Genomic DNA, 19,001 nt, shown 5'->3' with positions numbered 1-19,001 from the left:
CGTTGACCACTGCGCAGCGGCCGGAACCGTCTCGAGGCAGAATTCCGGGGAATCACATGGAGGCGTTGACAGAACTCGTGGGAACGCTGGGCGGCTACATCTGGTACGTCGTCTTCGCGATCCTGATCGGTGTGGGGTTGTACCTGACCGTCCGCACCAAGGCCATCCAGCTGCGCGGCATCCCCGAGATGTTCCGGGTGCTCACCGATCCGGCCGGTGAGGAGGACGGGCGCAAAGGCATCTCCTCGTTCCGCGCGTTCACGGTCTCCGCCGCGGCCCGCGTGGGCACGGGCAACATCGCAGGTGTGGCCATTGCCATCACCCTGGGCGGACCCGGTGCCGTGTTCTGGATGTGGATCATCGCCGCGATCGGCGCGGCCAGCGCGTTCGTGGAGTCCCTGCTGGGCCAGCTCTACAAGGTCAAGACGTCGGACGGCTACGTGGGCGGCCCGGCGTACTACATGGAGCGCGGGCTCAACAAGCGCTGGATGGGCGTGCTCTTCGCGGTCATCATCACCGTGACCTACGGCTTCGTGTTCAACTCCGTGCAGTCCAACTCGATCGTGGACGCCGTGGCCGGCTCCTTCAACGTGGACGTCACCGAGGGCCAGAACATGTGGCTGCGCGTGGTGTTGGGTCTGGCGCTGGTGGTCATCACCGCCCTGGTGATCTTCGGCGGCATCCGCTCCATCTCCGCGGTGACCCAGATCCTCGTGCCCGTGATGGCCGTGCTGTACCTGGTGCTGGGGCTGCTCGTGGTTGTCCTGAACATCACCGAGATCCCCGCCATGTTCGGCATGATCATTCAGGGGGCCTTCGGCATCCGCGAGTTCATCACGGGTGGTCTGATCGGTGTGATCATCCAGGGCATGAAGCGCGGCCTGTTCTCCAACGAGGCCGGCATGGGCTCCGCCCCGAACGCCGGCGCCACCGCGTCCATCTCCCACCCGGCCAAGCAGGGCTTCGTGCAGTCCCTGGGCGTGTTCTTCGACACCATGCTCGTGTGCTCGATCACCGCGTTCATCGTGCTGCTCTCCAACCCCACGTTCGGCGACGAACGCCAGGGCGCCTCCCTCACGCAGAGCGCGCTGGGCATGCAGCTGGGTGACTGGGCCGTGCACTTCCTGACCGTGGCGATCTTCCTGTTCGCGTGGTCCTCCGTGATCGGCAACTACTACTACGGCGAGTCCAACATCCGCTTCATGACCAAGTCCCGTGCGGCCATGAACATCTACGGCTTCGCCGTGCTCGTGTGCGTGTTCCTGGGTGCCATGCTCGCGCTGGACCTCGTATGGTCCCTCGCGGACCTGTTCATGGCCTTCATGGCCACGCTGAACCTGATCGCGTTGTGCATGCTCGCGGGCGTCGCCGCCAAGGTGCTGGCCAACTACATGGAGCAGCGCAAGGCCGGGGTGGAGCCCGTGTTCAAGGCCGGGGACGTCCCGGGGATCACCGGTCTCTCCGCCTGGGACGGCACGGACACCGTCACGCTCCCCGTGTTCTGGGAGCAGCGCGCCAACCAGAAGAACGGGGCGCGGCGCTGATCGACCCGTACGCGGCGTCGTCGTCCCCGGCTTATTGCAGGGGCGACGACGCCGCTGTCGTTCCCGCGCGCAGGTCGCCGTCGGTGCGCGGCGGCCGCGCGGACGACGCCGCCCCCTGGGACCGCGCGGCGTGGCCGCTCAGCCGCGCCCGGGCGAGGGGGTCGCGGAATCGTCCGAGCCGTCCGCGAGATCCTGCTGGACCTGGGTGTCGATCGCGCCGGTGAGGGCGTCGTCGTCCGCGGGGGAATCGTGGGCCGCGTCCCGGAGCTGGTGCTCGTTGAACTCGGAGAACTCCTTGTCCTGCGCGCGACGCTTGGTCAGCAGGGCGCGGATCCGGTTGCGGCGCCCGGCCTCCACGCTGATGTCCTCGCGGTGGCGGAACCACCACCACAGCATGACGACCACCAGGACCATGCCCACGTACCCGATGATCGGGTAGACCACGCTCATCAGGGTGCCGAAGCCCACGAGGCTCACCATGTAACCCACCGCGCACAGGCCCAGGAAGATCGGGACGTAACGGTGGCGGTGGTTGACGGTCACCCGGCGACCCAGGGCGTAGAACATGCTGATGGTCGTGTTGTAGATCATCACGAACGTCACCACAACCATCCCGAGTGCGGCCCACGGGTGCATGGTCTGGAAGAGCTGGAGCATGGGCACCTCGGAGCCGCCCACGGTATCGAAGTTCACGAGTAGGGCGAAGGCGTTCATGGCCAGCAGAACGGTGTAGACCACGCCGCCCAGCAGCCCGCCCCAGCCGGCATCGCGCGGGTTGAGGGCGTTGCCGCCGATTACCAGGGACATGGACACGCCCAGCATCAGGGCCATGCACGTGTAGTTGATCGCGGACAGCCACCACGGGCTCACGGGGGAGTCCGCCTGCACCGCGAGCTCGTGCAGCGATCCGAGATCCACGGGGAGCTTGGTCAGGGTGTAGCCGAACGCCACGATCACGGCCACGAAGATCGCCGGGGTGACCGCCGAGATGATGTTGGTGACCTTGTTGACGTTGAGCAGCCCCGTGACCATCACGAGCATCACCATGATGGCCGAACCGATCCACGCGGGCAGCCCGAACTGTTGTTCCAGTGTGGAACCCGCGCCGGCGAGCATCACGATGCCCATGGCCAGCAGGGTCAGGCTCACCGCGATGTCCAGGAACCGGGACACCACGGGCGAGGAAACGGACCGGAAGACCCGGCGGTGCTCGTCCGCCAGGAAGTAGCTGCCGATGTGGATGATCACGGCACCCGCGGCGATCATCAGGATCCCCGAGACCACCGCGCCGGCCAGCCCCCAGACACCGAACGAGATGAAGTACTGGATGACTTCTTGACCGGTGGCGAAACCGGCACCCACCAGCAGGCCCACGAAGGCCAGGGTGACTTGCAGGGTTTTCTTGGCGGACACGGGAGCAACTCCTCGGGGGTCGGACGGTTCTCATGTGGCTCGGATCACATCCTGGGCCTTCTCCACCGGTCAAGCATAGAGAGTGGGCTCGTCCGCGCCACGTGGCAGCGGCCTGCCAGTGACGTGATGATGCCGACACCTCCCGACTCACGGGCCGGTGGAATACTCGGAGGTGGCGCATTCGACGAAGGGAGCACCCCGTGACGCAGCAGTGGCAGACAGATCTCGAGAGCTGGGTGGCCGGTTGGGACGCCGTCCGCGACGACGCCCCGCAGCAGGAGGTCCTGGTGTGGTCCAGGGAGGTTCCGTCCGGGGAGAACCATGTGGTGGTGTGCGCGCCGGACGAGGCGGACACCGTGCGCTCCGCACTGCAGGCGGCGGGCCGGGAGGTGGCCGCCACCGAGGTGCTGCTGATGGGCGACGTCCAGGAGCTGGACCGGGGACTGGGATTCCCCGGGGAGGCGGGATTGTTCGACGCCCCCATGGGTGACTACTCGCGCTTCGAGGTGGACGAATGGGGTCACCCCGTGGCGCACTCCACCCTGAGCGTGCAGGACGAGGTGGCGTTCATGGGGCCGCTGGTCGCGGATCCCAGTAAAGAACGTGATTCGTCCGAGGTGTTGGACCCGCTCGTGTCGGCCATGGCCAACGAGGCGTTCCTGGCGGATGCGCAGCGTCTCTACACCGTGGTCCCGGAGGACCAGGTGGGTCAGCGCGAGTCGCAGGGCTGGCAGCGGGTGGCGGCGGTGCTGCGCCTGGCGTGAGCGAGGCGCAGCACCGACGCCGTGTCACCGGGGTTCGTCGGCGCCGTCGCGCCCCGCCCTCATGCCAGGACCTGGCGCCTCGAGGAGATCACTCCCGTGTTGAAGCCGGCCAGGTGGAGACCGCCGTGGAAGCGCGCGTGCTCGATCTTCACGCACTGGTCCATCACCACGTCCAGCCCCGCGTCCTCCGCGATGGCCGCCGCTTCCTCGTTCCACGAGCCCAGCTGCAGCCACAGGGTCTTGGCGCCCACGGCCACGGCCTCCCGGGCCACGCCGGGCAGGTCCGCGTCCTTGCGGAACACGTCCACGAGGTCCGGGACCTCGGGCAGCTCCGCGAGCGACGGGTAGACCTTCTGGCCCAGCACCTCGTCCAGCACGGGGTTCACGAAGTACACGCGGTACGGGCTCGACGACTGCAGGTACGTGGCCACGAAGTAGCTCGCGCGGGACGGCTTGTTGGACATGCCCACGATCGCGATCGAGCGCGTGCCCCGCAGGATGCCGAGCCGTTCGGGGGCGCTGGGGCCCACCCAGGTGCGTTGCGTGCTCATGCCTGTTCTCCTTCGGCTCCGGGCAGCGCGCAGGCCGCCGCACTGTTGTCCTGGTCCAGGGTGGTGCGCGCCGCGCCCGTGAGCGCGGCGGAGGGGGCGACGACGCCGCCCTCCCGGTCCCTGCCGCTGGCTGCGCTCAGTGCCTGGTCCAGGTCCCACAGGATGTCCGCGGTGTCCTCGAGACCCACGGAGATCCGGATCAGGTCCTCTTTGACCCCGCCCGCGGCGAGCTGTTCGGAGCTCAACTGCTGGTGGGTCGTGGACGCGGGGTGCAGCACGAGGGTGCGGGCGTCCCCGATGTTGGCCAGGTGTGAGGCCAGTTGCAGGCTCCCGATGAATCGGGCGCCCACCTCACGGCCGCTCAACTCGTCCGTGCCAGCCACACCGAAGGCGAAGACGGATCCGATGCCGTGGGGCAGGTACTTCTGCGCGCGTTCGTGGTGGGGGTGGTCCTCGAGTCCCGCGTAATTGACGTAGGAGATGCGTGGATCCGTGGCGAGCCACTGCACGACCTCCTGCGCGTTGGCCACGTGGGCGTCCATGCGCTGGGGGAGGGTCTCCACACCCTGCAGCAGGTTCCACGCGGCCTGCGGGGTCAGGGACGCCCCGATGTCGCGCAGCTGCTCGGAACGGAGCTTGGTCAGGAATCCGTACTCACCGAAGTTCCCCCACCACGTCACGTTGTTGTACGAGGGAACCGGTTCGGTCATGGCCGGGAACTTCCCGTTGCCCCAGTCGAAGCGGCCGGATTCGACCACCACGCCACCCAGGGTGTTGCCGTGCCCGCCCAGGAACTTGGTGATCGAGTGGATCACGATGTCCGCGCCGTGCTCGAACGGGCGGCACAGGTACGGGGTGTTGAGGGTCGCGTCCACGATCAGCGGGACACCCGCCTCGCGGGCCACCGCGGCGAGCCCCTCCAGATCGGCGATCTCGCCGGACGGGTTGGCCACGAGTTCGGTGTACACGGCCTTGGTGTGCTCGGTGATCGCAGCCTTGTAGTCCGCCGGGTCGGTCCCGGGGACGAAGGTGGTTTCCACACCGAAGCGACGCAGGGTCACGTCCAGCTGGGTGACCGTTCCGCCGTAGAGCTGGGACGAGGCCACCACGTGGTCACCCTGGCCACACAGCGCGGCGAACGTGATGAACTCGGCGGCCATCCCGGAGGACGTGGCGACCGCCCCGATCCCGCCCTCGAGGGAGGCGATGCGCTCTTCCAGGGCCGCCACGGTGGGGTTGCCGATGCGCGAGTAAATGTTGCCGTACTTCTGCAGCGCGAACAGGTTGGCGGCGTCGTCGGCGTCCTTGAAGACGAACGAGCTGGTCTGGTAGATGGGCACGGAGCGGGCGCCGTGCTCGGCGTCCGGGGTGCCGCCGGCGTGCAGGGCGCGGGTGCGGAAACCGAACTGGTGCTCGGCCATGGATGTCCTCCTCGTCGGCCGGGTACGGCTCCCGTCCGACAGCTGCCCGGGGCCGCGCAGCACTCCATCGGTCCTGGCGGTAGCACCGTGCAGTTGGCCGAGCACTGCGGGTTGCTGCGGCGTCATGGATCCAGGTCTCTCGGCCGCTCGGGATGGTGCGTCCATTGTGTCGCGCGCGTGGGTGACGGACCAAACCGTGCGGATCGCAGCCACCCGAAAGCGGGTGCGATTGATTCAGAGGGCGCGCGCCACGGGTGCCCCGCCGCGAAGGTCACGCTACAGAACAGGTTCCAGCGTTCTCTGGCCCGCAGGATCCCGGATGCCACGGTGGTCGAGGACTCACGCTCGGCGGCCCGCACCACCGCGCGTCCCGCCGGGCCGTTGCGGCTGCCCTTTCCCCGGTGGCGCAAGGGCTGACCCGCCCGTCCGCGGTTAGGCCCCCGGTCGGTGGGGCCCGCGGTGAAAGCGGTGAACTTCCCGCCCGTGGGGTCGCCGACTGCTGGTGAGCTCGCTGGCTTCGGGGCGGAACTCAGCCGTACTTCTCGGGGTCCTTCCGGCGCAGGTTCTCCCGCGCCACCGCGGTGAGGTTCTCGAGTGGCAGCCCCGCCGGGCAGACCTCCGTGCAATCGCCCAGCAGGGAGCACGGGCCGAACTCGTGCTCGGCGGCGTCGAGCACCTTGCTCGAGCGCTCGTCGCGTTCCTCGGGCGTCTTGGCGAGCGGCGGCAGTTCCTTGAGCAGCGTGCCCACGTAGAGCTGGCCCGAGCCGTTGGGGCACGCGGCCACGCACGCGCCGCAGCTGATGCACCCAGCGGTATTCAATGCCTTCATCGCGACCGGGAACTTGGCCTCCTTGGCCACGCGCCGCAGGGCCTTCTTGTCCACGGACAGGTCCTTCTTGACCGGGAATGCTCCCGCGCGCAGGGGCTCGATGAAGATCTCGTCCCCGTCCCGGTAGGCCCTGAGCGACTGCGTGCACGAGGCCCGGTTCTTCTCCGGCCCGTGGGCCACGCCGTCCACGGTCACGCCGCACTTGCCGCAGATGCCCTCGCGACAGCCGTCGTCGAAGCTCACCGGCTCTGCACCCTGGCGCTCGAGCGTCTCGTTGACGGCATCGAGCAATTCGAGCACGCTCATCTCCTCGCGGGCCTGCACGGGGTGGGCGGTCTCGAAGCCACCGGGCTCGTCCTCGCCCGCCTGGCGCCACACGTGAACGGTCAACAGCATCAGCGCACCACCTTGGTCAGTACGGCCACGGGAATGCTCACATTCCCCAGGGCGACGACGCCGCCCACGGCCTTCGCGATCGTGTCCACCTGTCGCACCCGTCGCGCTGTTCCGGTCAGCCCGGTGTCCATCGCGGCGGTGCGCAGGCCGTGGATCATGTGTCCGGCGAGCGCGGCCATCGAGGCCGTGTAGAACACCGCCACGGCCGGCCGGGACAGGCTCGCCACCAGGTTGCCATACGCGTCACCGTGGGTGTGCTCCGAAGAAGCGGCAGGCCGGGCGCCCGCGGTCAGGTCCAGCACGTGGTACACCGTGAACAGTCCGAGCACCGCGCCCGTGGAGCGCATCGAGCGGGCGATGATCTGGGGGACCGAGCGGCGTCGTCCCCGGGGACGCTTGCGCGGCGCGTGGCGGTCGAAATGGCTGGCCAGGAAGGCTCCGTTGAACGCCGCTTTCCGGTACCGTTGCGTCCCGCTCGGGGCAGGCGCGGTGGGGAAAAGGTCCCGAATCTTCTGAGCGGCGGCACCCACTCGCCACGCCATGGGTCGGAGCGCATCTGTCACCGTGCGGCCCTCGGCGCGCAGGGAACGCAGCGTGAGCTCGGTTCCGGCCAGCACGTGGGTCGCAGCACTTCCGAGCAGCCCGATGCGCACGACCCACAGTGCCGAGTTGCGGGGCAGCACCGGCGCGCCCACCGTGCGAATGAACTCGGCGTACTCGTTGTAGTGCTCCCGGCCCAGGTAGACCTGCATGTTCCCGGCCATGTGCCCCACCGTGAACACGCTCAACACGGTGCCGGAGGCGGCCATGGCGAGCTTGAGGTCGGAGCTGTGGGTGTCTCCGAACATGCGTTGCCAGGCATCGCCGGCCACGGCAGCAATCCCGGTAGAGGTGGGCACATCCGCGGGGTCGGCGGCCGGGCGGGTGGTGCCGGTGACGGGTCGCTCGGTCGAAGGCTGGGCGGCGGGATTCATCACTGAGCCATCTTAGAAGTTCCTTCGGGGCATATCAGTTCGCGGGGTCACACGCGGTCATGCCCGCAGATCGGGAAGAAGCCTGGGTGGTGGTCACCTGCAGATGGCGGCGTGGGTTCCACGGTCGTCCTCTTCGTGCGGACGTTCACCTTCCGATAAGTGACTCACGTGTGGCGTGCGTGCGCGTCCGCGCCGGCCGGGACCGCCACAGATGAATCAGCAGCGCGGCACCCCAGACCAGGAACAGTGGATCCCACAACCATGCGTGACCGATCATGGCTTGTCGCTCGTATCCGGTGGCCGGGCGGATGAGCCCGATGAGCACGGCATTGCTGATCACCGTGTTGGCCCCGCCGTAGACCACCAGGACCACGGCACCCACCCAACTCACGGCCCGCCAGAACCGCCGCCAGGGCACCCTGTCGTAGGCCTCCGCCACTGGGATGACGGCCGCCATGAGCTTGAAAAGTGAGATCGTGCCCAGCGCCAGCCCGGCGGCCAGGGGTGCCTCGTAGGACAGCCGTACCGCCCACTGCCCCACGGTGTCCAGCAACCAGTGCCCGCCCAATGCCCAGTAGAGGCTGAATCCGGCATGCACGACCCCGGCCGCACACGCCAACCAGACCCAGCCGCGACCGCCGCGGGAGTGGGACAACAAGCTCATGTGGTCAAGCTAAGCACGTTCTGCCAAGACCTCCGCGATCGCGTCCAGCGCTTCCTCGTTCTGGAGCGAGGAACGGTCGCCCAGTTGTTCGCCCTCATAGAGCTGGGTCAACAGGCGGCGGGTGATCTTGCCCGAACGCGTCTTGGGCAGATCCGGAACCACGATGACCTCGCGCGGTTTGGCGATCGGGCCGATCTCCCGGGCCACGTGCGCGCGCAGTTCATCTCGGACCTCTTCAGCGGACAGCCCTTGTGCCGCCGCTGTGAGCACCACGCACGCCAAAATGGCGTGGCCCGTCACCGCGTCGCGGATCGGGGTGGCTCCGGCCTCCACCACGTGGGGGTGCGTCACCAGGGCGGATTCGATCTCGATGGTCGACAACCGGTGCCCGGACACGTTGATCACGTCGTCCACCCGCCCCAGGATGTAGAGATCACCCTCGTCATCCGTGCGAGCGCCGTCCCCGGCCAGGAACCAACCGCGCTCGCCGTAGGCCGCCCAGTAGGAGGACAGGTAGCGCTGCGGATCGCCCCATACCGTGCGGGCCATGGACGGGCCGATCTTGTCGACCACCGCGAAGCCCTGCAACCCCGGGGCCACTTCTTCACCGGCCTCGTCCAGCACTCGCACCGAGACGCCCGGGACCGCGCGGGTAGCGCAACCGGGCTTGAGGGAGGTGTGCGCAGCGGCGTCGTCGAACGTACCGGGAGGGGCGAACTGCGGATCGTGCGGGCGCGGGGACGCGACGCAGGAGCCCGTCTCGGACTGCCACCACGTGTCCACGAAGGGCACCTCGTCGCGGCCGACCTGGGCACGCAGCCAGCGCCACGCCTCCGGGTTGATGGACTCGCCCACGGAGCCGAGCAACCGGATCGAGGAGAGGTTGTAGACCGGGGGCAGCCCCTTGGGGAACGCGCCCATGAGCGAGCGGATCAGGGTGGGCGCCGTGTAGTAGTTGGTCACGCCGTAGCGTTCGATGATCTCGAAGTGCCGGCCGTAGTCCGGGGTGTTGGGCGTGCCCTCGTAGATCACCTGGGACACGCCGTTGACCAGCGGGCCGTAGATCTCGTAGGTGTGCGCGGTGACCCACGCGAGGTCCGCGGTGCACCAGTGCACGGTGGACTCCACCTTGGCGGGGTCGTTCACGGCGGAGAGCTCGTCCGGGCGCAGCACACCGGACGCGTCGGGCACGTCCGGGAGCAGGTCGAACAGCAGGGCGTGGGTATATGCCGTCTGCACCATGTATCCGCCCATCGTGTGGACCAGGCCCTTGGGCCTCCCCGTGGTGCCGGACGTGTAGATGATGAACAGGGGCGTCTCCGCGTCGAACGCCTCGGGCTCGTGGACGTCCGAGACGCCCGCGGTGAGCTCGTGCCACCACACGTCACGCCCGGGGGTCCACGGCACGAGTTCCTCGTCCTTGGAATGCAGGCCCCGGGTGCCGCGCGGCAGATCGGTGCGCCCGGGCCGGGACGTGCGGCGCACCACGATCACGTGCTCGATGCTGTTCTCGCCGCTGCAGGCCTCGTCCGCATTGGTCTTCACGGGGACGACGGCGCCGCGCCGGTTCTGCCCGTCCGTGGTCACCAGGACCTTGGCTCCGGTGTCCTCGACCCGGAACTTGAGGGCTTCTGCGGAGAACCCGCCGAACACGAGCGAATGGATCGCCCCGATGCGCGCGCACGCGAGCGTGATGATCACGGTCTCCGGGATGACCGGGAGGTAGACGACCACGCGGTCGCCCTTCTCCACGCCCAGTTGGAGCAGGGCGTTGGCGGCCCTGGATACCTCACGCTGCAGGTCCGCGTAGGTATAGACCAGGCGGTCCCCGGGTTCACCCTCGAAGTACAGGGCCACGTGCTGACCACGCCCGGCTGCCACATGGCGGTCCACGCAGTTGTACGAGACGTTGAGTTTCCCGCCTTCGAACCACGCGATCTCGGGCACGGTGTAAGTGGGGTTGCCGTCGTGGTCCTCACCCGTGCGCTGCGGCTTCTCGAACCGGTGAGCCGTGTGCCATGGCTGCGCCCAGTCCAGCCGCCCGGCCTGCTCGACCCAGAACTGCACCCGGGCGTCGTCGGAGATCAACGCCGGGTTCGGTGTGGGGTGAGCGGGGTCTGAGTACAAGTGCGTACCGGTCACGAGTCCTCCTGTGATGTCGATCCGAACGGTCGGTGTCTGCAACGGCCGGGCCCCCGGTGGAACGACCGGGCCGCGGTGGAACGGCGGGCGCCGGCGGGAACCGGGCGGGTTGTCACCTGGTTCCGGCCACGCTCCAGCGCCGCTGCGTCCAGCGCTCGAAGACGCCCAGCAGTGCGTCGGTGAGCTTGCCCAGCACGGCCAGCAACACGATCGCGAGCAGCAAGCGGTCCGTGCGGCCGTTGTTCTGCGAATCGGTGAGCAGGAACCCCAGGCCCATGGAGGAACCCAGCAGTTCCGCGGCAACCAAGAACAACCACGCCTGGGCCAGGGCCAGGCGCAGCCCGGAGATCACGGAGGGCAGCACCGCGGGCAACTGCACGGTGGTGAAGAGCTTGACCCCGCGCAGCCCGAAGGACCGTGCGGCTTCGATCAGGTGCCGGTCCACGTGGCGCAGCGCGGCGGACACCGTGGTGTACACCGGGAAGAAGGCGCCGATCGCCACCAGGGTCACCTTGGAGTTCTCCCCGATCCCGACCCACAGCAACAGCAGCGGCACCCACGCCAGGGACGGCACGGCGCGCAGCGCGCCGATCGTGGGCGAGCCGATGGCCCGCGCCCACGGGGAGAGCCCCAGCAACGCGCCGAGCAACAGTCCGAGCCCACTGCCGATCAGGAAGCCCACGATCACGCGCTGCGTGGAGATCCCCACGTGCAACCACAGGTCACCGCTCTGCAGCAGCTCCCATCCCGCGGCGAGCACCGCGGACGGGCGCGGCAACTGCACGGGGGAGAAGGTCCCGTTCGTGGAGAAGGTGTGCCACACGAGCACCAGCAGCACGGGCAGGATGAGCCCGATCAATCCCACGGCCCATGACTTGCGCAGCGCGCCGGGGCGTGTGCGGGAATTTGCCGGGGCGGGGGATCCCGGTTCGCGGGCGGCGTCGTCCGGCGCCGCGGCAGCCGGGCTCGCCCCGGAACGTTTGACGGCGTCGTCGGACAGTGTGGCCACCGCAGTGACGCCAGCTGCTTCGCGGGACGCGCCGTCCGAGGACCGCGGTGCGGCGGAGGAGGTGTCGTGAGTGCTCATGAGGACTGCTTCCCTTCGATCACCTGGGCCACGGCGGCCGCATCGGCGTGTTGTGCGTAGTGCTGCTCCACGATGTTCGCGAGCGCGTCGTCCACGTCCTGCTGTGAGGAGACGTCCCCGGATTCCACCAGGATGGGCCCGACCCGCTCGAGCACCGCGAGCTGTTCGGGGCCCGGAACGGGGTCGATGTCCAGGTGGGTGCGCTGCCAGACCCGCCGGGCGGTGTCGCGATCGATGCTCGCGCCTTCCGCGAGGATCGCGATCCCCTCCTCCGGGTGCTGCAGCGCCCACTGCCGCGCGTAGGCGTACGTGTTCACCACGTCCTGCGCACCCGTGGGGTTCAGCTGCAGGAACACCTCCCGCGCGTTGAGGAACCCGTACGTGTTGAACTCCAACTGCCGGTGGAACAGCACGTCCCCGGCCTTCTCCGCGGCGGCCATCACGGGGTCCAGTCCGGACCATGCGGTCACCTGACCGGTGTCCAGCGCGGTGCGCCCGTCCGCGTGCTGCAGGTTCACCACGGTGACGTCCTGTGCGCTCATGCCCGCCGCGCCGAGGGACTGCAGGAGGAAGAAGTACGGATCCGTGCCCTTCGTCGCGGCCACGGACGTGCCCGCGAGATCCGCCACGGTGCGCACGGGGGAGTCCGGGGTGCGCACGAGCGCGGACCACTCGGGCTGTGAGAACAGGTCGATCGTCCTGATCGGCGAGCGGTTGGCACGCGCGAGCAGTGCGGCGGAACCCGCCGTGGAGCCCACGTCCACGACCCCGGCGCGTAGCGACTCGTTGGCCTTGTTGGAGCCCGCCGAGTAGACCCACGTGACGGTCTGGCCGTGGGACTCGGCGACCTTCTCGAGCCAGCCCTTGGCCTTGATGATCAGGGACAGCGGGTTGTAGGTCGCGTAATCCAGGTAGATCTCGTGCGCGGAACCGCCGGCCACACCGCGGCCCGGACCTTCGCCCTCCATGACGCATCCGCTCAGGGGCAGCGCCAGCGCGGACAGGCCGAGTGCCTGCAGTGCGCGGCGTCGGGACAACTGCGCCATGCGCTCAGCGCTCCACGCCGAGCAGGGCCAGCAGGTGGGCGCGCAGCGCGGTGATCTCACTGTCCTCGCGGGAGCGCGGGCGGGCCAGCTCGGGGGAGATGATCTCGGCGATGGTCGCGGGGCCCGTGGCCGTTTCCCGCGCGAGCACCACCACGTGATCGGAGAGCACCAGGGCTTCCTCGACGTCGTGGGTGACCATGAGAACGGTCGTGGGATCGGCGCGGTGCACGTCCAGCAGCAGATCCTGCATTCTGATCCGGGTCAGGGCGTCCAGGGCCCCGAAGGGCTCGTCCAACAACAGGACCCGCGGGTTCCGTGCCAGGGCCCGGGCCAGGGATGCGCGCTGTGCCATGCCCCCGGAGATCTCCGCGGGACGGTGATTCGCGTGGTGGGACAGGCCCACGAGCTCCAACAGCTGCGCCACCCGCTGCTTCCCCTCCCGGGCGGGAGTCCCGTGGGGCAGACCCAGTGCCACGTTGCGCGCCACGCTGCGCCACGGCAGCAACCGCGGTTCCTGGAAGCCGACGGCGCAGCGCGGGTCGATCTCGCGCACCACCGAGTCGTCAATCCGGACTTCGCCCTCGCTCGCCGTGCCGAGCCCGGCCACGGCGCGTAGCAGGGTGGACTTGCCGCACCCCGAGGGGCCCAGGACGGAGACGATCTCGCCCGGACGCACCGTGAAGGTCACGTCCCTCAGGACCTCGTGGACATGCGCTCCGTGGTGTGCGGGGAAGGACTTGCCGACCCGGTCGAAAGTGACCGCCGCGGCGTCGACGGCAGATTCCGGGCGCGTGAGGATATGGCTCAATTCATCAACTCCATCGTTCCTGGCATTAGCACCTTGCCCGCGTGGGGCTGGTTGCTGCGACGTCAACGAGCCAGGTCTCTCAGCCGCTCCGGATGGGAACCCCACCATTGAACGGGCCGGGAGCCCGCGGGTGCAAATCGTGTGACGCGCCGGGGCGCCGTCGTGACGTGCCGTAACCCGAGGTGTTTCCGAGGACCGGGGATCCCCGTTAGGATCGATGCCACAACGATCACGAGTGCCGACGTTTAGCCCTGGCTTGTCGGACGGCAACCCTCTCCCGTAGCGGGGTGCCCCAGGTGAGGATCGGGCCGCATGACACACCGCATGCGGCAAGTACGGCGCCACACAAGCGCGCTGGACCCGCAAGGTAGGCCGCCGTAGGTGGTGCACGGGGCGCGGGTCGTGTTCCTGCTGAGGGGCTGACCGAGATGAGCAAACGGATTTCCGTCAACGCGTTCGACATGACCTGCGTGGATCACCAGAGCTTCGGGTTGTGGCGCCACCCGCGGTCCCGGGCCACCGAGTACAACACCATCGAGTACTGGACGGAGCTGGCCAAGCTGCTGGAGCGGGGCAAGGTCGACGCCCTGTTTCTTGCGGACGTGGTGGGCATCTACGACATCTACAAGAACTCCGCGGCTCCGGCCGTGCGTGACGGGGCCCAGGTCCCGGTCAACGACCCGTTCATGCAGGTCTCGGCCATGGCCGCCGTGACCGAGCACCTGGGCTTCGGCGTGACGAGCGCGGTGACCTACGAGCAGCCCTACACCCTGGCCCGCAAGTACGCCACACTGGATCACCTCACCAAGGGCCGCGTGGGATTCAACGTGGTGACCTCCTACCTTCCGTCCGCTGCGGAGAACCAGGGCCTGCCGCGCCAGATTGAGCACGATACGCGCTACGAGATCGCGGAGGAGTTCCTGGACGTGTGCTACAAGCTTTGGGAGGGCTCGTGGGAGGAGGACGCTGTGGTTCAGAACCGTGAGACGGGTGTCTACGCGGATCCCACCAAGGTCCATCCCATCCGGCACAGCGGGGAGCACTTCACGGTTCCCGGAGCGGGGCTCACGGCACCGTCCCCGCAGCGCACACCGCTAATCTTCCAGGCTGGCGCGTCCTCGCGCGGGCAGGCGTTCGCGGGTAAGCACGCGGAAGCCGTGTTCATCGGCGGGTTGCGCCCGGACCTCACGCGTTTCGTGACTGACAAGATCCGCGACCGGGCTCAGGCCGAGGGCCGCAGCCGTGACGACGTCAAGATCTACGCGATGCTCTCCGTGGTCGTCGCGGACACGGACGAGGAGGCCCAGGAGAAGTACCGCGACTACCTGCAGTACGTGGACCTGGAGGCCTCCCAGGCGATCATCGGCGGGTGGTCCGGCGTGGACCTGTCCCAGTTCGACGAGGACGAGGCCCTGAACTACATCAAGACCGACTCCATCCAGTCCTTCCTGACCCCGTTCACGCTGCAGTCCAAGGACAAGCAGTGGACGCGCGAGGAGATCGCCAAGCACTGCGCCCTGGGTGGGATGGGTGCGGTCCTCGTGGGCTCCGCGCAGACCGTCGCGGATCAGCTCGAGACCTGGGTGGACGAGGGCGGCCTGGACGGCATCAACCTGGCCTACCACGTGAGTCCCGGTTCCTTCGAGGACTTCGTGGAGTACGTGGTCCCCGAGCTGCAGGCGCGCGGTCGCTACCGCACCGAGTACGAGGGCAACACCCTGCGAGAGTCCCTCTACGGCGAGGGCCAGCCGCGGGTCAAGGACACCCACCCCGCCGCGAAGTACCGCGGCGCGTTCGTGGGCGAGCCCTCCGTCGCGGACACGCCGTCCCGCGAGTTGGTGGGCTGACACCTCCCTCCGACGACGACGCCGCTCGCGCTCGGTCCCGCAGGTCCGGCAGGGCGGCGTCGTCGTCGGCTTCCCCGCCCGTTGCCAGGGCGGGACCCCCGTGTGAGAGTGGAACGCGTGCAACCCGGCTACGACCACTTGGCGAACGACTACGACAAGGCTTTTCCCGCTCCCTTCCAGACGGCGCTCGAACGGCGCGCGGTGGAGGCCTTCGCGGATCACGTCATCGCGGCAGGGGCGCCCGGCCCCGTGGTGGATGTGGGGTGCGGCACGGGGCAAGTCACGGCCGCGCTGTCCGAGCGGGGTCTGCACGTGGTGGGGGTGGACCCGTCCGAATCCATGCTGGGCATCGCGCGCGGATCTCACCCGGAGGTCACCTTCGAAGCCGGCGATGCGAATCCCACGTCGTGGGGTGGTGCGGTGGGGCCCGACCGCCGCGTGGCCGGCGTTCTTGCACGGTTCAGTCTCATCCACGTCCCACCCGCGCAGGTTCCCAGCATCCTGGACTCCTGGGCGGACATGATGGCACCCGGAGGGGTGGTCATGGTGGCGTTCCAAGCACTCGACGGAGGGCGAGCCGTGGTCTCGTTCGATCACGCCGTGGCCCCGGCGTGGCGTTGGCACCCGGACGTGATGGCGGATCACATGAAGCACGCCGGGTTCACGGAGGCCTGGCGCACCGTCAGTCGCCCGGACGCAGAACATCGCTTCCCCGAGTGCCACCTCTTGGCGACACGGTGACCTGATGGGCGGTCATTCCCCCACGGAACCGTCGATGCTCTCGCGCAACAGGTCGGCGTGGCCGCAGTGCCGCGCATATTCCTCGATCATGTGCGTCAGGACCCAGCGGGCGTTCATGTCCCCTCGGGTCCAGCGGGCATCCGGGTCCTCGGCCGTGGAACGAGCGACCATCCCGTCCAGCGGATGATCCGTGCGGGCGGCGAACCTGTCCCACTGCTCACGGGACGTCTCCACGGCGGAGGCCCACATGGACCGCAGTTCCTCGGGGCTGTTCGCAGCGGCCGAGTTCCAATCCCAGTCGGGGTCGTCGGCCCAGTCGATGTCATTCCACGGGGCGCACGGCTCCTGGCCCAGGAGGACGTAGCAGAACCAGTAGTCCTCGACGAACGCCAAGTGCTTCAGCAACCCGCCCAGGGTCATGGTCGAGGGCAGAGGTCGACGCTGCAGCTCAGCACTCGTCAAGCCGTCCGTCTTCCACGCGACCGTGGCGCGCAAGAAATCCAGGAAGCCCATGAGGGTCGTGACCTCATCAGCATGCTGGGGCGGCTCGGGCCTGGCGTCTTCTTCGGGCGTGAGTGAGCTCATGGCCAGAACACTAGTGGGCCCGGGGGTGCACCTGCCCGTCATAGGGTGGAGGAAATGTCCGTGACTCGGAGGGAACCGTGGACGAGGACCTGCTCGGAGTGATCATGCTGTCGTTCAGCACGGTCCTGGTGTGCGTCGTGACCGTGGTGACCGTCAGGGCGGCGGCCGCCGGCTCGCTCGATCGCAACGGGGCGGTGGGCATCCGGACCCGGTACACGCGCGCGTCCGACGCCGCGTGGTCCGCGGGTCACGCCGCGGCCCTTCCGAGGGTGCGGTGGTCCGTTCCCCTGGCCGTGTGTGCCGTGGTGGCGACGATCGTATTGCTCGTTCTGGGGCGGCCCGAATGGGGCATCGTCGCCGGGCTGGTGGGCGTGCTGCTGCAGGTCGCGGTGCTGGTGTCCGCCGTGGGGCCGGCCAACCGCGCCGCTCGGCGGGCCGCGCAAGAGTCGGCTCCAGAACCCCGCGCCTGAGACCGGGGCGCGTCAGCGGCGTCGTCGACGGCGCGGCAGGCGTAAGGAGGGGTCACGACGTGGCGCTCGCGGGAGGCCTTCGCCGGAACGGAGAGCGGCCGGTGCGGGCGGCCAGGCTGCGGGTCAGTGACTCGCTTCGAGCTCCACGAGCAGGACACCGGCGGCGGCCCAGATCCCGTAGGTGACCCCCAGGGGCATCCCGCGGCGCAGCACCAGCGTGAGACACATGAAGGCCCCGGCGTACCCCAGCACCACCACGGCGTACAGGGCGGGTTGTCCCAGGGCCGCCTTGATGCTGAGCGTCGCGGTGACCTCCAGGAGGATGGCCCCGGCCAGGAAGAACCAGGCCATGACGTTGCCCTGCCTCATGACACCCGGTCTCGGCGGTTGCGAACACCGGCGACGGCACGGTCGGGCGGCGGTTGCCGTTGACCGCGCGGGTGCGCGCGAGCGTCGTCGTCCCTCGAACCGACGGGAGCGAGCCCGTGGACAATTCACCCCGGCGGCCTAGAGTGGTGACACAGCTTACATGGTAAGGCGACTTCCACACACGCTACGAAGGAGTAAACATGAAGGTTTTCGCGCACACGGAGCCGGGTGGAGCAGCCCAGGAACTCGAGGTGGAACGGCCCGAACTGGAAGGCTCCGCGGTCATGATCCGCGTGACCAACTCGGGGGTCTGCCACTCGGACGTGCACTGCCAGGACGGGTACTTCGACCTCGGCAACGCCGGGCGCTACGAACTGACCGCGGCGGGCGCGCAGTACCCCGTGGTGCTCGGGCACGAGATCGTGGGGGAGGTCGTGGCCGCGGGACCGGACGCCACGGTGACGTCCGGGGACACCAAGTACATCGTGTTCCCGTGGATCGGTTGCGGCGAGTGCCAGGCCTGTTCGGAGGACCGCGAGAACTACTGCAGCGGGAAGAAGCGCAACCTCTCGGTGCAGCGCCGCGGCGGCTACGCGGATGAGGTCCACGTGCCGGACGAGCGCTACCTGGTGCCGCTGGGCGACATCGACCCGTCCTTCGGCGCCACGCTCGCCTGCTCCGGCCTGACCTCCTACTCAGCGGTCAAGAAGATCATGCCGCTGCCCGCGGATAAGCCCGTGGCCGTGATCGGCGCGGGCGGTGTAGGGCTGATGACCATTGCGGTGCTCAAGGCCCTGGGTCACGAGAACATCGTGGCCGTGGACATGAGCGAGGCCGCGCTGAAGAACGCCCAGGCGGTGGGCGCGTCCGCCACGGTGGCCGTGGGCGGCGAGGACCTCGTGGGCGACATCGTCCGGGCCGGCGGGGAGAAGATTGCCGCGGCCATCGACCTCGTCAACAACGGGGACACCTCCAACGCCGCGCTCTTCGCCATGGCCAACGGCGGGACCCTGGTCAGCGTGGGCCTGTTCGGGGGCCAGTACCAGTTCCCCACCGCGCTCACTGCGTTCAACCTGCTGAACATCCGCGGCAATTTCGTGGGCAGTCTCCCCGAACTCAAGGAGCTCGTGGCGCTCGCCCAGGACACGGATCTGCCCAAGCCGCCCATCACGGAGCTCCCGCTCACCGCACAGGAGGTCAACTCCGCGCTGGACGGCCTGCGCAACCGCACGTTCAACGGCCGCGCGGTGCTCGTAGCGGGCTGATCCGCACCGGGCCCCGTGCCCACCGTGCACGACGACGCCGTCGCCACCCCGATCTCTGCGGGCGGCGACGGCGTTCGCGCACCCG

Annotated in this window: 18 protein-coding genes and 3 riboswitches; of the genes, 6 read left to right on the top strand and 12 right to left on the bottom strand. The window is 68.8% G+C overall.

Going from position 1 to position 19,001, the window contains the following annotated elements:
• Positions 1-56: 56 nt before the first annotated feature.
• The gene (locus AS25_RS01890; RefSeq protein ID WP_035960813.1) at positions 57-1,544 is read left to right on the top strand and encodes an alanine/glycine:cation symporter family protein; all 1,488 of its coding nucleotides are present in this window, start codon (positions 57-59) and stop codon (positions 1,542-1,544) included.
• Between the two features lie 138 nt (positions 1,545-1,682).
• Here AS25_RS01890 and AS25_RS01885 read toward each other — a convergent pair whose 3' ends face one another.
• Entirely contained in the window at positions 1,683-2,957 is a 1,275-nt protein-coding gene (locus AS25_RS01885; protein ID WP_035960811.1) for a YkvI family membrane protein, read from the bottom strand.
• 200 nt (positions 2,958-3,157) lie between these two features.
• On the opposite strand from AS25_RS01885, the gene AS25_RS01880 reads away from it, so the two are divergent.
• On the top strand, positions 3,158-3,721 hold the full coding sequence (locus tag AS25_RS01880; protein ID WP_035960810.1) for a hypothetical protein: 564 nt from the start codon (positions 3,158-3,160) through the stop codon (positions 3,719-3,721).
• 59 nt (positions 3,722-3,780) lie between these two features.
• Here AS25_RS01880 and AS25_RS01875 read toward each other — a convergent pair whose 3' ends face one another.
• From AS25_RS01875 to AS25_RS01835, 9 genes are all read right to left on the bottom strand, one after another.
• Positions 3,781-4,272 carry a CoA-binding protein gene (locus AS25_RS01875; RefSeq protein ID WP_035960809.1) on the bottom strand — a complete coding sequence of 164 codons (492 nt, stop codon included), beginning with the start codon at positions 4,270-4,272 and terminating at the stop codon, positions 3,781-3,783.
• A complete protein-coding gene (locus AS25_RS01870) occupies positions 4,269-5,693 on the bottom strand; it encodes an O-acetylhomoserine aminocarboxypropyltransferase/cysteine synthase family protein (protein ID WP_035960808.1) in 1,425 nt (474 codons plus the stop codon). The genes AS25_RS01875 and AS25_RS01870 overlap by 4 nt, the downstream gene beginning before the upstream one ends.
• A 61-nt stretch (positions 5,694-5,754) precedes the next feature.
• Positions 5,755-5,852: riboswitch (SAM riboswitch) on the bottom strand.
• 370 nt (positions 5,853-6,222) lie between these two features.
• A complete protein-coding gene (locus tag AS25_RS01865; protein WP_035960806.1) occupies positions 6,223-6,918 on the bottom strand; it encodes a succinate dehydrogenase/fumarate reductase iron-sulfur subunit in 696 nt (231 codons plus the stop codon).
• Entirely contained in the window at positions 6,918-7,892 is a 975-nt protein-coding gene (locus AS25_RS01860) for a succinate dehydrogenase cytochrome b subunit (RefSeq protein ID WP_052160623.1), read from the bottom strand. Before AS25_RS01860 ends, AS25_RS01865 begins: the two co-directional genes overlap by 1 nt.
• Before the next feature lie 145 nt (positions 7,893-8,037).
• The gene (locus tag AS25_RS01855; protein WP_052160622.1) at positions 8,038-8,556 is read right to left on the bottom strand and encodes a DUF3995 domain-containing protein; all 519 of its coding nucleotides are present in this window, start codon (positions 8,554-8,556) and stop codon (positions 8,038-8,040) included.
• Positions 8,557-8,565: 9 nt separating this feature from the next.
• On the bottom strand, positions 8,566-10,698 hold the full coding sequence (locus tag AS25_RS01850; protein ID WP_172644392.1) for an AMP-binding protein: 2,133 nt from the start codon (positions 10,696-10,698) through the stop codon (positions 8,566-8,568).
• 112 nt (positions 10,699-10,810) lie between these two features.
• Complete coding sequence (locus AS25_RS01845; protein ID WP_084117949.1) at positions 10,811-11,785, bottom strand: ABC transporter permease; 975 nt, start codon at positions 11,783-11,785, stop codon at positions 10,811-10,813.
• Positions 11,782-12,831 (bottom strand): aliphatic sulfonate ABC transporter substrate-binding protein, encoded by a 1,050-nt coding sequence (locus tag AS25_RS01840; RefSeq protein WP_035960804.1) that lies wholly within the window; start codon positions 12,829-12,831, stop codon positions 11,782-11,784. Before AS25_RS01840 ends, AS25_RS01845 begins: the two co-directional genes overlap by 4 nt.
• A gap of 4 nt (positions 12,832-12,835) precedes the next feature.
• Positions 12,836-13,639 (bottom strand): ABC transporter ATP-binding protein, encoded by an 804-nt coding sequence (locus AS25_RS01835; RefSeq protein WP_035960803.1) that lies wholly within the window; start codon positions 13,637-13,639, stop codon positions 12,836-12,838.
• Between the two features lie 7 nt (positions 13,640-13,646).
• A riboswitch (SAM riboswitch) is annotated at positions 13,647-13,738 on the bottom strand.
• A gap of 128 nt (positions 13,739-13,866) precedes the next feature.
• Positions 13,867-13,981, top strand: a riboswitch (SAM riboswitch).
• 77 nt (positions 13,982-14,058) lie between these two features.
• On the opposite strand from AS25_RS01835, the gene AS25_RS01830 reads away from it, so the two are divergent.
• Both AS25_RS01830 and AS25_RS01825 read left to right on the top strand, forming a co-directional pair.
• On the top strand, positions 14,059-15,486 hold the full coding sequence (locus AS25_RS01830; RefSeq protein ID WP_035960802.1) for an LLM class flavin-dependent oxidoreductase: 1,428 nt from the start codon (positions 14,059-14,061) through the stop codon (positions 15,484-15,486).
• A 117-nt stretch (positions 15,487-15,603) separates the two neighbouring features.
• The gene (locus AS25_RS01825; protein ID WP_035960962.1) at positions 15,604-16,227 is read left to right on the top strand and encodes a class I SAM-dependent methyltransferase; all 624 of its coding nucleotides are present in this window, start codon (positions 15,604-15,606) and stop codon (positions 16,225-16,227) included.
• A gap of 12 nt (positions 16,228-16,239) precedes the next feature.
• Here AS25_RS01825 and AS25_RS01820 read toward each other — a convergent pair whose 3' ends face one another.
• Positions 16,240-16,812 (bottom strand): DinB family protein, encoded by a 573-nt coding sequence (locus tag AS25_RS01820; protein WP_035960801.1) that lies wholly within the window; start codon positions 16,810-16,812, stop codon positions 16,240-16,242.
• 77 nt (positions 16,813-16,889) lie between these two features.
• Here AS25_RS01820 and AS25_RS01815 point away from each other — a divergent pair, with 77 nt between their 5' ends.
• Positions 16,890-17,282, top strand: coding sequence for an SdpI family protein (locus AS25_RS01815; RefSeq protein ID WP_035960800.1), 393 nt, complete (start codon positions 16,890-16,892; stop codon positions 17,280-17,282).
• 123 nt (positions 17,283-17,405) lie between these two features.
• On the opposite strand, the gene AS25_RS01810 is transcribed toward AS25_RS01815, so the two are convergent.
• Complete coding sequence (locus tag AS25_RS01810; protein WP_367379146.1) at positions 17,406-17,651, bottom strand: DMT family transporter; 246 nt, start codon at positions 17,649-17,651, stop codon at positions 17,406-17,408.
• Positions 17,652-17,851: 200 nt separating this feature from the next.
• Here AS25_RS01810 and AS25_RS01805 point away from each other — a divergent pair, with 200 nt between their 5' ends.
• On the top strand, positions 17,852-18,916 hold the full coding sequence (locus AS25_RS01805) for an alcohol dehydrogenase (RefSeq protein WP_035960797.1): 1,065 nt from the start codon (positions 17,852-17,854) through the stop codon (positions 18,914-18,916).
• The last annotated feature ends 85 nt before the right edge of the window (positions 18,917-19,001 follow it).

Origin of the sequence: Kocuria marina (assembly GCF_000786655.1) — a bacterium.
Lineage (GTDB): Bacteria > Actinomycetota > Actinomycetes > Actinomycetales > Micrococcaceae > Kocuria > Kocuria marina_A.
This window is presented reverse-complemented; position numbering and strand designations above follow the sequence as displayed.

What these genes read in the sequence shown, in the direction of transcription:
- AS25_RS01805 (WP_035960797.1), top strand. Translation starts at nt 17,852, where the DNA reads ATGAAGGTTTTCGCGCACACGGAGCCGGGTGGAGCAGCCCAGGAACTC.
- AS25_RS01860 (WP_052160623.1), bottom strand. Translation starts at nt 7,892, where the DNA reads ATGAATCCCGCCGCCCAGCCTTCGACCGAGCGACCCGTCACCGGCACC.
- AS25_RS01810 (WP_367379146.1), bottom strand. Translation starts at nt 17,651, where the DNA reads ATGAGGCAGGGCAACGTCATGGCCTGGTTCTTCCTGGCCGGGGCCATC.
- AS25_RS01855 (WP_052160622.1), bottom strand. Translation starts at nt 8,556, where the DNA reads ATGAGCTTGTTGTCCCACTCCCGCGGCGGTCGCGGCTGGGTCTGGTTG.
- AS25_RS01845 (WP_084117949.1), bottom strand. Translation starts at nt 11,785, where the DNA reads ATGAGCACTCACGACACCTCCTCCGCCGCACCGCGGTCCTCGGACGGC.
- AS25_RS01820 (WP_035960801.1), bottom strand. Translation starts at nt 16,812, where the DNA reads ATGAGCTCACTCACGCCCGAAGAAGACGCCAGGCCCGAGCCGCCCCAG.
- AS25_RS01875 (WP_035960809.1), bottom strand. Translation starts at nt 4,272, where the DNA reads ATGAGCACGCAACGCACCTGGGTGGGCCCCAGCGCCCCCGAACGGCTC.
- AS25_RS01840 (WP_035960804.1), bottom strand. Translation starts at nt 12,831, where the DNA reads ATGGCGCAGTTGTCCCGACGCCGCGCACTGCAGGCACTCGGCCTGTCC.
- AS25_RS01890 (WP_035960813.1), top strand. Translation starts at nt 57, where the DNA reads ATGGAGGCGTTGACAGAACTCGTGGGAACGCTGGGCGGCTACATCTGG.
- AS25_RS01865 (WP_035960806.1), bottom strand. Translation starts at nt 6,918, where the DNA reads ATGCTGTTGACCGTTCACGTGTGGCGCCAGGCGGGCGAGGACGAGCCC.
- AS25_RS01870 (WP_035960808.1), bottom strand. Translation starts at nt 5,693, where the DNA reads ATGGCCGAGCACCAGTTCGGTTTCCGCACCCGCGCCCTGCACGCCGGC.